This window comes from Pseudomonas tehranensis, from assembly GCF_014268615.1.
Taxonomy (GTDB): Bacteria; Pseudomonadota; Gammaproteobacteria; order Pseudomonadales; family Pseudomonadaceae; genus Aquipseudomonas; species Aquipseudomonas tehranensis.
Window position 1 is genome coordinate 1 of the sequence record NZ_JABWQV010000116.1, and the last position, 14,522, is coordinate 14,522.

The window sequence follows — 14,522 nt, forward strand, 5'->3', positions numbered from 1 at the left end:
GCTATCGCGAGCAGGCTCGCTCCCACAAAGTATGGCGATATGACCAAAAAAAGCCCCGCGTCCAACATGGGAAGCGGGGCAAACATTTGGTTGGTTGCGGCCAACCAAAGGAGCTCGGTTGAATCAGGTCGGTCAGTTGCTGGCTACGGTTTCCGGTTGCCAGCCACCGCCCAGGGCCTTGTAGATCGCGACTATGCCGCGATACAGGTCCACTTCGGCCTGGGCCTGAGTGTCCTCGGCGGCCAGGCGCTCACGTTGGGCATCCAACAGGACGAGGAAATCCTCGGTGCCTTCGCGGTAGCGGATTTCGGCCAGGTCAGCGGCGGCTCGGCTCGATTCGCTCTGCCGGATCAGCGAAATCAGGCGTTGCTGGCGCTTGCCGTAGTCGCTGAAGGCGTTTTCCGATTCCTCCAGGGCCAGCAGCACTTGCTGTTCGTAGGTCGCCAAGGCGCCGTCCGCCTCGGCGTCGGCACCGCGCAGACGAGCCCGCACACTGCCCAGATCGAAGGCAGCCCAGGTGATGCTTGGCCCCAGCGCCCAGGCATTGGCCGCCGATGAGCCGATCTGCGAACCGCGCCCGGCGGTAAAGCCCAGGAAACCGCTGAGGCTGACCCGTGGGAACAGGTCGGCCTTGGCCACGCCGATGCGCGCGGTGGCGGCAGCGAGTTGGCGCTCGGCGCTGAGAATGTCCGGGCGACGTTGCAACAGTTCACCCGGATCACCAATCGGCAGGGCCTTGGCGATGGCCGGCAGCTGTTTAGGGCTCAGGTCCACGCTCAGTTTGTCCGGGCGCTCGCCCAGCAAGGTAGCGATGCGGTTGCGCTGGCGTACCTGTTCGGCCTGCAACTGCGGCACGCTGGCTTCGACCGAGGCCAGGCGCGCATCGGCACGGACCACGTCGAGCTGATCGCCGACGCCGGCATCGCGCAGGCTTTCGGTGATCTTGCGCGATGCCTGCTGGTTCTCAAGGTTCGCCAGGGCGATTTTTTCCCGCAGTTGGGCCCCGCGCAGTTGACCGTAGGCATCCACCAGTTCGGCGATCATTGTCACCTGCAACTGATAGAGGTCGGCTTCGACCGACTGCTGATCGGCATCGGTGGCTTCCAGGTTACGCCGGATACGCCCGAACAGATCCAGTTCCCAAGCCATGTCCAGGCCCAGATCATAGCGTTCGGTACTGACCCGGTCGGTGGTTTCGCCCGGCACCTGGCCTTTGCCCAGGTTGCTGCTGGCACGGCTGGTGATGGTCGGCATGACGTCATTGCTGGCGTCGTCGCGTATTGCCCGGGCCGCTCGCAAACGGGCGAACGCCACGCGTAATTCGCGGTTGCCTTCCAGGGACCGGGTGACCAGCGCATTGAGCGTCGGGTCTTCGAACTGCTGCCACCAGATCCCTTCGAAACGCGCCCGGTCGAAATTCTTTTGACCGGCGGCACCGTCGGTGGCGGTGGTAATGTTCGCCGCCTCCGTTTGCGGTGCCTTGTAGTCCGGGCCCACGGCGCACGCACTCAAGGCCAGTACCAGCAGGCTTGGCACAAACACTTTCAAACTCATTGTTGCGCCTCCAGTTTCAAGGCACGGGCCGCTTTGCGGGCCTCGCTGCGCTCGACAAAGTTGCGGATCAGTACATAGAACACCGGCGTGAGCAGCAGGCCGAAGAAGGTCACCCCGAGCATGCCCGAGAACACCGCGACACCCATGGCATGGCGCATTTCCGCACCGGCACCGCTGGAGAAGACCAACGGCACCACACCCATGATGAACGCGAAGGAAGTCATCAGGATCGGCCGCAGACGCAAGCGGCAGGCCTCCAGCACCGCAGCCAGGGGGTTCAGCCCCTCGAGCTGTTTATCCTTGGCAAACTCGACGATCAGAATGGCGTTCTTGCAGGCAAGCCCCACCAGTACGATCAATCCGATCTGGGTAAAGATGTTGTTGTCGCCGCCGGAGAGAATCACCCCGGTAATGGCCGACAGCAGGGTCATCGGTACGATCAGTATCACCGCCAGTGGCAGGCTCCAGCTTTCGTACTGCGCCGCCAGCACCAGGAACGCCAGCAGGACGCAGAGCGGGAACACGAACAGCGCGGTGTTACCCGAGAGGATCTGCTGGTACGTCAGGTCGGTCCACTCGTAAGTCATGCCATTGGGCAATTCGTCCTTGAGCAGTTTCTCGATGGCTTTTTCAGCCTGGCCGGAGCTGTAGCCCGGGGCGGCGGCACCGTTGATTTCCGCAGTGATGAAGCCGTTGTAGTGCATGACCCGGTCAGGTCCCGAGGTGTCGCTGACCTTGATGAAGGTCGCCAGCGGGATCATCTCGCCACGGTTGTTGCGTACCTTGAGCTGGCCAATCTGGTCCGACTCGAGGCGGAACTGCTGCTCGGCCTGAACGTTGACCTGATAGGTGCGGCCAAAGCGGTTGAAGTCGTTGGCATACAGCGAGCCCAGGTAGATCTGCAGGGTGTCGAAGATGTCACTGACGGCCACGCCATGGGTCTTGGCTTTTTCACGATCGATGGCGGCATCGACCTGCGGCACGTTCACTGTGTAGCTGGTGAACAGCCCGGCCAGTTCCGGCACGTTGTGGCTCTTGGTGATGATGTTCATGGTTTCTTTGTACAGCTCGTCGTAGCCCAGGTTGCCCCGGTCTTCGATTTGCAGACGGAAACCACCGATCGTGCCCAGACCCTGTACCGGCGGCGGCGGGAAGATCGCCATGTAGGCTTCCTGGATTTCCGAGTACTGGCCGTTCAAGGCCCCGGCAATGGCCCCGGCAGACATGCTGGGGTCCTTGCGCTCGTCGAAAGGCTTGAGGGTCACGAACACGATGCCGGCGTTCGGGCTGTTGGTGAAGCCGTTGATCGACAGGCCAGGGAAGGCCACGGCGCTTTCAACGCCCGGTTGCTTGAGGGCCATGTCCGACATGCGCTTGATCACGTCTTCGGTGCGGTCCAGGCTCGCGGCATCCGGCAGTTGCGCGAAGGCCACCAGGTATTGCTTGTCCTGGCCCGGTACGAAACCGGTCGGGGTATTGGAGAACCCGAAGAACGTCAACACCATCAGGCCCGCGTACACCAGCAGGGCGATGCCGCTGCTGCGAATCACTCGGCCTACCGTACCCACGTAGCTGTGGCTGGCACGATCGAAGAAACGGTTGAAAGGACGGAACAACCAGCCGCCGAAAATCTTGTCCAGGAACCTGGAAAACCGGTCCTTGGGCGCGTCATGACTCTTGAGCAGCACCGCGGCCAGCGCTGGCGACAGGGTCAGGGAGTTGAAGGCCGAGATCACCGTGGAGATGGCAATGGTCAAAGCGAACTGCTTATAGAACTGCCCGGTCAAGCCACTGATGAACGCCGCCGGTACGAAGACCGCACACAACACCAGTGCCGTGGCGATGATCGGCCCGGTCACTTCGCCCATGGCGCGTTTGGTGGCTTCCACCGGAGTCAGGCCCAAACCGATGTTCCGTTCGACGTTCTCCACCACCACGATGGCGTCGTCCACCACGATACCGATCGCCAGGACCAGCCCGAACAGCGAGAGCGCGTTGAGCGAGAAACCGAACAGGTGCATCACGGCGAATGTACCGATCAGCGACACCGGCACGGCCACCAGCGGAATGATCGAGGCGCGCCAGGTCTGCAGGAACAGGATCACCACCAGCACCACGAGGATCAGCGCTTCGAACAGGGTGTGAACCACCGCCTCGATGGAGCCGCGCACGAAGATCGTCGGGTCATAGACGATGCTGTAGTCCATCCCCGCAGGGAAGTTCTGCTTGAGTTCGTCCATTTTGGCGCGAACGTCGTTGGAGATCTGGATGGCGTTGGAGCCAGGGCGCTGGAAGATCGGGATCGCCACCGCCGGCTGGTTGTCGAGCAATGAGCGCAGGGCGTATTGACTGGAGCCCAACTCCACTCGTGCGATGTCTTTGAGACGGGTGATTTCACCGTCCTCGCCGGAACGAATAATGATGTTCTCGAACTCTTCTTCATTCACCAGGCGTCCCTGGGTGTTGATCGAGAGCTGGAATGCCTGGGCATTGGGTGCCGGAGGTGCACCCAGGGCACCGGCGGCGACCTGACGGTTCTGTTCGCGGATGGCGGTGACCACGTCGGTGGCGGTCAGGTTACGCGAAGCAGTCTTGTTCGGGTCAAGCCAGACCCGCAGGGAATAGTCCCCCATGCCGAACAGCTGCACATCACCCACGCCGCCCAGACGCGCCAGCTCATCCTTGATGTTGAGCAGGGCGTAGTTGGACAGGTAGAGCATGTCGTAGCGTTGGTCCGGCGAGGTCAGGTGCACCACCATGGTCAGGTCGGGCGAAGCCTTGTCCACCGTGATGCCGATTCGGGTGACTTCTTCCGGTAACTTGGGTTCAGTCCGCGTGACGCGGTTCTGCACCTGCACCTGAGCGTTGTCCAGGTCGGTGCCCAGCGCGAAGGTGATGGTCAGGGTGATCTTGCCGTCAGCGGTCGATTGCGAGGACATGTACAGCATGTTCTCGACGCCGGTGATGGCTTGCTCCAGGGGCGCGGCCACGGTTTCGCCGATGACCTTGGGGTTGGCGCCCGGGAAGTTGGCGCGCACGACCACGGTCGGCGGTACGACCTCCGGGTATTCGCTGATCGGCAACTGGAACAGTGAGATAGCGCCGGCGATCAGGATCAGCAGCGAAAGCACCGCTGCGAAGATCGGCCGCGAAATGAAGAACTGGGAAAATTTCATCTTGAGTTCAGTCCCTTAACCGCGTGGGGTCGCTGCGGCCAGTTTGCCTGCCGATCCGGAAGCAGCCTTGGAAGGCGCGACTTGGGGCAGGTTGCTGGCTTCGAGCGCTTTTCGTTGTTGTGCCAGGGCGGCGATGGTTTCTTCGCTGGCCATCGGCACGGTTTCAGGCGTGACCGGCGCACCGGGACGAGCGCGTTGCAGGCCCTTGACGATGATGGTGTCGTCCTTGCTCAGGCCCTTGCGCACGATGCGCAGGCCTTCGATCTTCGGCCCCAGCTCGACAGCGCGGTAGGCCGGCTTGTTGTCGGCGTCCATCACCAGCACGAATTTCTTGCCCAGGTCAGTGCCGACCGCTTCGTCGTTGATCAGCACGGCTGAGTAAGTGCCGCTGCCCACCAGTTTCAGTCGGGCATACAGCCCTGGGGTGTAGGCGCCATCCTGATTGTCGAATACTGCGCGACCACGAATGGTACCGGTCTGTGGATTGACCTGGTTGTCGATGAAATTCATGTGGCCCAGGTGCGGATTACCTTCCTCGTTGGACAGGCCCATGTAGACCGGAGTCGCCTGACCGCGCTGGCCCTCTCGGGCAAGGCGGGTGTACTTGAGGAAGACACGCTCGTCGGCATCGAAGTAGGCGTAGACCTTGTCGGTGGACACCACGCTGGTGAGCGGCGTGACATCGGCGGTCACCAGGTTGCCGGCGGTGATGTCCGCCCGGCTGACGCGGCCGCTGATGGGCGACGTGACCCGGGTGAAGCTCAGGTTCAGTTTGGCCAGGTCCAGTTGCGCCTGGATCGCCGCAGCGGCAGCACGAGCTTCCTGGGCAGCGCTGGTGCGCGAATCCGCCAGCTCGGCGGAAATGGCGTTGCTCAAGCGCAGGCGTTCGCCACGCTTGGCTTCGTTCTCGCTGCGGGTGGCGGTGGCACGGGCCTGGGCCAGTTGGGCTTCAAGGCGACGAACTTCAGCCTGGAACGGACGCGGGTCGATCTGGAATAACAGATCGCCTTTCTTGACCAGCGCGCCTTCGGTGAACGCTACGCTATCGATCTGCCCCGAAACCCGTGGTCGGATCTCGACGGTTTCCGGCGCCTCGAGGCGCCCGGTGAATTCGTCCCACTCATTGACCGGCTGCTCCAGCACCTTGGCCACACTGACTTTGGCCGCCGGCATGGATGCCGCCGTATCTGGGGTCTTGCCGCACGCGCTCATCACCAGCACCGCCATCAGTGCGAGGGGAAAGCGCAGTTTTGAAAGTGAATATTCCATGGATAGCATCCGCCAAGAGTATTTGAGATGGGCGGATGATGCGGGGGGAGGCGGTGAGGCACGAATCGAATGAAGCAAAGGTAACTATCATTCGGAATGATATAAGCCATCACCCAGCCGTCTAGCCTGGGGTTTTCGTTAGGCTGCTATCAATCTTGCTGATATCCCTTCAGGTTGCTAGAGGCGCAAAGCTGCCTGCGGGAAGACTGCTACTGCGGCAGATAACGGTCATGGATGCGCTGGATCTCACCGCTGGCGCGAAGGCTTTCAACGGCCGCCCGCAGCTTCTTGACCATTTTTGGGGAGCACTGCTTGGAGCAGGCCAGATAGAGATCGGCACTGCTCTTGACCGGACTCATCAGCAGTGTTCGCTTGGACACCTTTGGCCAAATATACCGACTCTCAGGGACGCCGTTGAACCAGGCGTCGATACGCCCCATCAAGAGCATCTGGGCGGGGTTGTCGCCGATGGCCAGTGGATAGATCTGGTCGTCGCTGAACCCTTCGGTGCGCAGGATCTCCTGTTGCGCGCTTCCCAGGCCGACGCCGATCTTGCGGTAGGTTTGCCTGGCTTCGGCGAAGCTGCTCACTGGCCGGTCGAGGGTGAAGAACGCTCGCTCCATGGGCATGACCGAAGCGATCCAGGTAAAACGATCCTCGCGTTCCGGTGTGCGCGACAGGGGGGCGATCAAGTGATTGCGCTGTTCGCTGACGTGTTTCTGTGACCGGGCCCAGGGAAGGATATGCAGCTTGACGGCATACCCGGCTTGGGTCATGGCTGCCACGGCAACATCGCCGACAATTCCGTGCCCCCTGGGGTCGTCGACAAACGTCAGCGGCGGCGCGTCGAGAATGTGCAATTCAATCGTCAAGGGGGCGGCGTACGCGCTACCGACAATCAGCATCGGCAAAATCAGATACAGGCGCGCGAATGATTTTGTACGGCCTTCCAATACGCGTTTGATCCGGCTCATGATCGATACTTCAGGCATTGAAAGTGATGCGCCGTTCCAAACGCTTGGCGCCAGAAACATCGTCCTGCCATGTTTGCCACGGCTTTTTTATCAGTGCATGCCACGCTGTCGGCCTGACGGCGTGTATCTGAAGGTATAGATCATCCGGCCGACAAAAACCTTTTTACTCAGGCCCTGTCCTGGCTTGTTCAGCAATCAGTTGGGCCAGTATCCGTACCGGCTCGGTGAGGCTTTGCCCCGACCGATGCACCAATCCGATATCCCGGTGGAAGGTGTGCTGGCCAAGGTCGAGGGCTCTAACTCCTGCCGGCCAGTCATGCGCCGATGTTTGTGGCACCAGTGCCACCCCCACACCGTTTTCAACCAGCTTGATGATGGCCTCCAGTTCATCCAGTTCACACACCTCGCGCACGGTGAAGTGCATTTGCCGCAGGAAACGATCCACCTGCCGGCCACCGAATGAAGCACGGTCATATCGAATGAATGGAAGGCTGGAAAGGAGTGTCGTCCAGTCTTCCCCCGGCACTTGGCGTGCAACGATCAATCGATACGGCTCAAGTGTCAGGGTCGTCCAGCGCAGGTCGCTCTGAAGCGAGAAGGGCGGACGGATGATGGCCGCCATGTCGATTTCGCCAGCGTCCACCAGATTGACCAGCTCCATCGACAGCCCCGGCAGCACCCGCGTACGGCACTGAGGGCATTGCTGATGGAACCTGGCCAACGCGTCCGGCAAATAGGAACGCTGGACGGACGCAATGGCGCCAATGTTCACCAGGACACTGGCCGCAAGTTCTGGGAAGCCACCGCCCAGGTTGTCGTAGAGACGAAGCAATTCTTGCGCCTGCAAGAGGACTTGCTGACCCTCGCGATTGAGGTGGGCCGAGCGTCCTTTGCGGTCGAATATTTCGAAGCCCAACTGCGCCTCCAGGCGCTGGATCTGCGCACTCACGGCAGCTTGGGTGAGGCCGATCCTGTTCCCGGCCGCCGCGAAAGTGCCTTCCCGTGCGACGGCGATGAGCGTCTTGAGTTCTTTAATCATTCACAAATATTAGTTGTGTTTCTAAGCAATATATATTGATTTTTCCGCCTGTAGCGCCGCACTACGATGGCCTCACCTAAAAGACACAAAAAAAGGAGTCTTGATGAACCTCTCACCCTTCCATCTGGCGATCCCGGTTTACGACCTCGCGGGTGCCCGCACCTTTTATGGCGAAGTGTTTGGACTGCAAGAGGGGCGCTCCAGCGCCCAGTGGGTCGACTTCAATTTTTACGGCCACCAACTGGTGATTCATGAGCAGCCAAAAACCGCTGTCCAGGACAGCGTCCACAGCAACCCGGTGGACGGTCACGACGTGCCTGTTCCTCATTTCGGCATCATTTTGGGTTGGGAAGAATGGGAAGCACTGGCCGAACGCTTGAAATCCTTCGGCACCGAGTTTGTGATTGAACCCTACATTCGCTTCAAGGGGCAGGTGGGTGAGCAGGCGACGATGTTCCTGTTCGACCCTTGCGGTAACGCCCTTGAATTCAAGGCGTTCAAGGATATGAGCCAGTTGTTCGCAAAGTAGTCCAAGCAAAGGTGGGCAGGCACAGAGTTGGGGCGACTAAAGATGTAAGAACAGGCGATGGCGATCCTTTGAGGGTATACCCCTTCAGAACCGCACACACATGCCGATACAGCGCGCGTAGATCCTGATTGCGCAAGCGCTTCAGAGGGGGTCGCCCCCCATACTCAGGGCGTATGTGCGCCTGTACCCACTAGGTTTTCGCAGGTCTGCCCATAAGCGGGCCTCAGGTAAGAATCATGTCAGCCCACCCCAGGACCGAGCTGGAAGGCGCCCTTGCCGTATGCAAAGGCAGTTTTCTTTGCGTTGGTTTTTTCAGTTTTTTCGTCAATTTGCTGATGCTGGTTCCATCGTTCTACATGTTGCAGGTTTATGACCGCGCCGTAGGAAGCGCCAGCCAGTCGACTCTGTTGATGCTCACGCTGATCATGTTGCTGTTGATGATCACGATGGGTGGCCTGGAGTGGGTTCGTTCGCGGATTATGGTACGAATCAGTACTCGCCTGGACACGCTGCTGGGCCAGCGTCTGTTCGACGCCAGTTTCAAGCGGGCACTCAACACCAACGGCATGAATGCCACCGCCCAGCCGTTGAGCGACCTTAACGCCTTGCGCCAGTTCCTGACCGGTAACGGCTTGTTTGCCTTTTTCGATGCTCCGTGGATTCCGATCTACCTGGCGGTAATGTTCATTTTTCATCCCTGGTACGGGTGGATGGGGGTCGTGAGTGCGGTGATGCTAGGGGCGTTGGCTTTCATCAACGAGAAGCTCACTCACGCACCGTTGCAGGCTGCCAACCGCGAGCAGATCGCGGCTACCACCTTCACTAACAAGAGTCTGCGCAATGCCGAAGTGGTCGAGTCCATGGGCATGCTTGCAAGTCTGCGTCAGCACTGGAACGGGCAAACCCATAAGGTCCTGACCCTGCAAAGCCTGGCCAGTGACCGCGCCGCGAGCATGATGGCGATGTCCAGGACGTTCCGTCAGATTGTTCAGTCGCTGATGCTGGGCCTGGGCGCCTACTTGACGATCAATCATGAAATTTCGCCCGGACTGATGATTGCCGGCTCCATTTTACTGGGGCGCGCCCTGGCGCCCATCGATCAGTTGATCGGCGTCTGGAAAGGCTTTCTTGGCGCACGCTCGCAATATGCCCGATTACGCGAGTTGCTGGTCAAGATCGCCGCCGAGCCTGAGCGCATGTCGTTGCCGGCACCTGAAGGGGCGATTCGCGTCGAGGGGCTTTCAGTGGGTTCCCCGGACAATCGCAAGCCGATTATTCGCGGCGTGGACTTCCAGGTGGCCGCTGGTGAAGTGGTGGGGATCATCGGTCCCAGCGGCGCAGGAAAGTCGACCCTGGCCAGGGCGTTGTTGGGGATCTGGCCAAACCTGGCCGGGACCGTGCGCCTGGACGGTGCGGACATCAGCCAATGGCGCCGGGACGAACTGGGCCAGTACATCGGCTATTTGCCCCAGGACATAGAACTGTTCGAGGGCAGCATCAGCCAGAATATCTCACGCTTCGGTCCGGTGAATGCGCCTGCAGTGGTCGCCGCCGCGCGCATGGCCGGCGTACATGAACTGGTGCTGCAACTGCCCGATGGCTACGACACATTGATTGGCGCCAATGGCGGTGGACTCTCTGGCGGCCAGCGGCAACGCATCGGGCTGGCCCGCGCCTTGTACGGTGAGCCGCGTCTGGTGGTACTTGATGAACCGAACTCCAATCTGGATGACGCTGGAGAAAAAATGCTCGCCCAAGCGCTGCAGAAACTGCGGCAGAGTCGGGCCACGGTGTTTGTCATTACCCATCGATCCGGGGTACTGGCGCAGGTGGACAAGCTGTTGGTTCTCAATCATGGCGAGCTGAGTCTGTTCGGGCCGCGCGACAAAGTCCTGGCGCGACTGCAGGGCGCGACGCCCACGGCCCACCAGGCTGCCGCGATTGAATCGTAGGGACGGATGAACAACGTTATGCAAGACAGTAAGCACTCATCCGTCGATATGTCGGGGCTGCCAATCGATGACAAACCCGTGCGGCGCATCGGCTACCTCATGTTGCTGGTCACCTTTGGCCTGTTTGGCGGCTGGGCTACCCTGGCTCCGCTCGACAGTGCTGCGCTCGCGCCGGGCGTGGTCACCGTCAAGAGCTATCGCAAGACCGTACAACATCTTGAGGGCGGCATTGTGCGCGAACTGCGCGTGCACGACGGCGACCTGGTAAAAGCCGGCGATGTGTTGTTGGTGCTCGATAACACCCAGGCGCGTTCGGAAATGGAAGCCATGCGTAGCCAGTTGATCGCCGCGCTCGAACTCCAGGCCCGATTGGTGGCTGAACGTGATGCGCTGCCCGAGCCACCGCTCGTGCCTACGCTGGATCCCAATGATTCCCGAGTGCGCGAGGCTCGCGACAGTGAAGCGCGGATTTTCCAGACCCGACGGACCTCGTTGCTGGGCGAAATCGGCTTGCTGGAGAAGTCCATCGGACAAATCGAAGAACAGATTCGCGGATTCAAGGCCGTCATCTCCAGCAAGCAGATGCTGGCCGCTTCCTATGAAGAAGAGATTGTCGACTTGCGTGCACTGCTTGCCGAAGGCTACGTGGACAAGCAGCGTCTGCGCGAGCAAGAGCGAAGTCTCTCTCGCCTGCAGGCCGAAATCGCCGAAAGCCGCTCCGAAAGCGCGCGAGCGCGGGTTCATATCGACGAGGCGCGGTTGAAGATACTGCAACTGAAAAAGACTTTTGCCACCGAGGTCGCAGGTCTGCTGGGCGATGCGCAGACCAAGGTCTATGAATTGCGCGAGCGGCTGGCCACCCTGCAGGACCGCGACCAACGCACCGATATCCTCGCGCCCGAGTCGGGAATGGTCATGGGTATGACCGTACACACGCTGGGCGCAGTGGTCAGTCCAGGCACTGCGCTGTTGGACATCGTCCCGGCCAACGAAGAACTGATTGTAGAAGCACAGCTGTCACCGATGGACATCGACCGTGTCGCACTGGGCAAATTGGCGGACATTCGCTTCAGTGCCTTCAAGAGCAGCACCACGCCAGTCATCGAAGGGCAATTGGTGCAGATATCAGCTGATCGCCTGATCAACAAGGACACCGGCGCCGCTTATTACCTGGCACGCGTGGCCCTGACCGACAAGGGACGTCAGGCCCTGGGTGATCTGACCCTGGTACCAGGAATGCCGGTCGAAGTGCTGATTAATACGGGCGCGCGGACGCTGTTGCAGTATTTGATGCAGCCGGCCAGCAATGCTTTTGCCCGTTCGTTGATCGAGGATTGACATGAAGCTTCTGATCGCGATGAGTCTGGCCCTCGTGCCGCTTGGCGCTCTCGCTGACGACAGCTCGACGCCCCCTTACACAGATCTGTTGCAGCTGCATCAGGAAGCTCAAGGGGCTGATCCGCGTATTTTACGGGCACAAGCCATGGTCCGTAGTGGTGAGGGCAGCGAGCGGGCGGCCTTTGGTCAACTGCTGCCACAGCTCAATGCCAGCGGCAGTGTTAACCGCAGTCGCCGCGACGACGATTTGAATCGTATTCAATACAACGGCAAACGCCTGGCGATGATGCTCAATCAGGTTATTTACGATCCGCAGGTCTGGCGCAGCTATCAAAAGTACATTGAGCTGGCCCGCCAGAGCGAGTACGAGTCCGATGACACCCAGGTGCAGGCCAGCATTGATCTATCCGAGCGCTACTTCGCGGTTCTCGCGGCGGAGGACGAATTGGCCTTGGTACGCAGCGAGCTGGACGCGACCGAGCGCAATCTCAAGCGAGTCAATGCCTTGTATGCGCGCCAGATGGCTACGGTTACCGATGCGCTTGATCTTGAGTCTCGAGTTGATGCGCTCAAGGCTGACGAGATTGAAGCTCACAATACGGTCGAGGTCAGTCGTGAAGCCATTTCCGAACTGGTGGGGCGCGCCGTCCAGGAACCGTTCAAGCGCATCGGCGACAATTCGGCTTTCAGTCTGCCAGCGCAAGCGCAGGACTATTGGGTGCAGACGGCACTCGATAGCAATCCGGCGCTGCATGCTCGCGAACACAATATTCGGGCGGCCGAGGCGGCTGTCGCTGAAGCCAGGGCCGGCCATCTGCCCCGGCTGGGCCTGAGCTTGACGGCGCAACGCAGTGATATCGGTTATGAAGGCGCGTTGGCACCCCGCTCGGACAACCTCGTCGCGTCCCTCGACTTGCAGGTGCCACTCTACAGCGGCGGTTCCATCCGAGCCCGAGTATCAAGCGCCGAAAGCGATAAGGAAGTCGCCCAGCAAGAGCTGGAAGCCTTACGGCGTCAGGTCATCAGGGAGACCCGCACGGCTTATCTGGGCATAACAGCCGAACTCGGTCGCATCAAGGCCACGCGTCGTGCGCTGCAGTCCGCTGAAAAGTCACGGATAGCCACCGAGAAAGCCTTCGGATACGGCGTTAAGAATGCCGTCGATGTGCTGGACAGCATCAAAGATGAGTTTCGAGCACGGCGTGATTTTTATCAGTCCCAATACAAGTTCGTGACCCGTTTGCTCGTGCTACATCGTTGGAGCGGAAGGCTAGGGGAGAGTGATATTCGCAGGGCCAACGAATGGCTTGTTGCGCCATAGTCAACGGATTCTAGATTATGAAATAGTGGCTAAATGATGTTAATGCAGCTGTTTCTAATGCAAAATAAACCCTTTGTAGCGGCCACATCCAGGAAGGGCCGCAGATTGCTCACAGGAGACCTAGCATGCCTAGTCCAATTGGTTTTTCATTTACTTCGACTGCAAAGCTGACCGGCAACGCGCAAGTCGATAGCTTGCTTTCCGGTACCTATTGGATGGGCAACTCATGGAGCACCGGTACCTTCACCACGTCCCTGACATACAGCTTCGTCACAGCGGGTTCACGTTTCGCCTTCAATTACAGCAGTGACGATGAGTATAAGGCCATCTATCTTCTGACGTCAGCGCAGCAAAGCGGCATTGTCAGCGCGCTTGGCACGTGGAGTTCGGTTGCCAACATCAAACTCTCACAGGTCAGCGAAACCTCCACCAATGTCGGTGATTTACGATTCGGCGGTTATCAGGGTATGGACGGCGATATCGCTGCCTGGGGTTATTTCCCCGCTGAAACACCCAGTGGCGGTGATGTCTGGCTTGGACCAGTGACAAACGACCCGGCACCCGTGAAAGGCACCTATGACTATCTGACCTTTGTGCATGAGATCGGCCATGCGCTGGGCCTCAAGCATCCGTTCTCCCAAAGCCTTTCAAATCCCACGATGCTTACACCTCAGTTCGATGATGTCCGTTACACGGTCATGAGTTATGACGCTGCCTATTCCTATCAGCCGACGACGCCCATGCTGCTGGACATCGCCGCCGTACAGAGTCTCTATGGTGCAAACACCCAGTGGCAGACAGGCAATAACATGTATAGCTGGGCCTCTGGTCAATCGGTTTTCGAGACTATTTGGGACGCTGGCGGCAATGACACTATCGATGCACGCAATCAGGCAGAAGCGGTTCGCATCAGCCTCAATGAAGGTCAGTTCAGCAAAATCGGCCAGACGTTTACGGATTTCAGCACCCAAACTGCCTTCAATGAAGGGTTGGCGATCGCTTATGGCGCTAAAATCGAAAATGCTCTCGGCTCAGCTCATGACGACACCCTGATTGGCAACGCGCTGGGCAACCTTCTGAATGGTCATGCCGGAAAGGATATTATGGCCGGTGGGGCAGGCAACGATACCTACGTCATCGACAATATTGGTGATGTGGTACAGGAAAGCAGTGCTCCGAACAGCGGAACGGACACGATCCTTTCTTTAATCAATTACACCCTCGGGGCCAACGTCGAAGCTCTGAGGTTGAGCGGCAACGGAAATCTCAATGGTGTTGGGAACGCGCTGAACAACCGCATCACTGGCACTGCCGGCGCCAATATTCTGGATGGACGCAGCGGTATCGACACGCTGATCGGTGGCACTGGC

The 14,522-nt window shown here is 59.5% G+C and carries 10 protein-coding genes; 5 read left to right on the forward strand and 5 right to left on the reverse strand.

From position 1 onward, the window contains the following. Window positions 1-132 precede the first annotated feature (132 nt). From HU811_RS16810 to HU811_RS16830, 5 genes are all read right to left on the reverse strand, one after another. Entirely contained in the window at window positions 133-1,554 is a 1,422-nt protein-coding gene (locus tag HU811_RS16810) for an efflux transporter outer membrane subunit (RefSeq protein ID WP_186657035.1), read from the reverse strand. Beyond that, window positions 1,551-4,730 carry an efflux RND transporter permease subunit gene (locus HU811_RS16815; RefSeq protein ID WP_092398136.1) on the reverse strand — a complete coding sequence of 1,060 codons (3,180 nt, stop codon included), beginning with the start codon at window positions 4,728-4,730 and terminating at the stop codon, window positions 1,551-1,553. Before HU811_RS16815 ends, HU811_RS16810 begins: the two co-directional genes overlap by 4 nt. 15 nt (window positions 4,731-4,745) lie before the next feature. Then, window positions 4,746-5,999 (reverse strand): multidrug efflux RND transporter periplasmic adaptor subunit MexE, encoded by a 1,254-nt coding sequence (gene mexE / locus HU811_RS16820; protein WP_186657037.1) that lies wholly within the window; start codon window positions 5,997-5,999, stop codon window positions 4,746-4,748. A 209-nt stretch (window positions 6,000-6,208) separates the two neighbouring features. Continuing rightward, the gene (locus HU811_RS16825) at window positions 6,209-6,973 is read right to left on the reverse strand and encodes a substrate-binding periplasmic protein (protein WP_186657040.1); all 765 of its coding nucleotides are present in this window, start codon (window positions 6,971-6,973) and stop codon (window positions 6,209-6,211) included. A gap of 163 nt (window positions 6,974-7,136) precedes the next feature. Next, on the reverse strand, window positions 7,137-8,012 hold the full coding sequence (locus HU811_RS16830) for a LysR family transcriptional regulator (protein ID WP_092453439.1): 876 nt from the start codon (window positions 8,010-8,012) through the stop codon (window positions 7,137-7,139). Window positions 8,013-8,115: 103 nt separating this feature from the next. On the opposite strand from HU811_RS16830, the gene HU811_RS16835 reads away from it, so the two are divergent. From HU811_RS16835 to HU811_RS16855, 5 genes are all read left to right on the forward strand, one after another. After that, entirely contained in the window at window positions 8,116-8,541 is a 426-nt protein-coding gene (locus HU811_RS16835) for a VOC family protein (protein WP_186657041.1), read from the forward strand. A gap of 236 nt (window positions 8,542-8,777) precedes the next feature. After that, complete coding sequence (locus HU811_RS16840) at window positions 8,778-10,493, forward strand: type I secretion system permease/ATPase (RefSeq protein WP_186657044.1); 1,716 nt, start codon at window positions 8,778-8,780, stop codon at window positions 10,491-10,493. 18 nt (window positions 10,494-10,511) lie between these two features. Then, on the forward strand, window positions 10,512-11,831 hold the full coding sequence (locus HU811_RS16845; RefSeq protein ID WP_225248449.1) for an HlyD family type I secretion periplasmic adaptor subunit: 1,320 nt from the start codon (window positions 10,512-10,514) through the stop codon (window positions 11,829-11,831). Window position 11,832: 1 nt separating this feature from the next. Continuing rightward, complete coding sequence (locus tag HU811_RS16850; protein WP_186657050.1) at window positions 11,833-13,152, forward strand: TolC family protein; 1,320 nt, start codon at window positions 11,833-11,835, stop codon at window positions 13,150-13,152. Window positions 13,153-13,277: 125 nt separating this feature from the next. Next, window positions 13,278-14,522: M10 family metallopeptidase (locus tag HU811_RS16855; protein WP_186657053.1), on the forward strand; the 1,245-nt coding region annotated here is incomplete at its 3' end.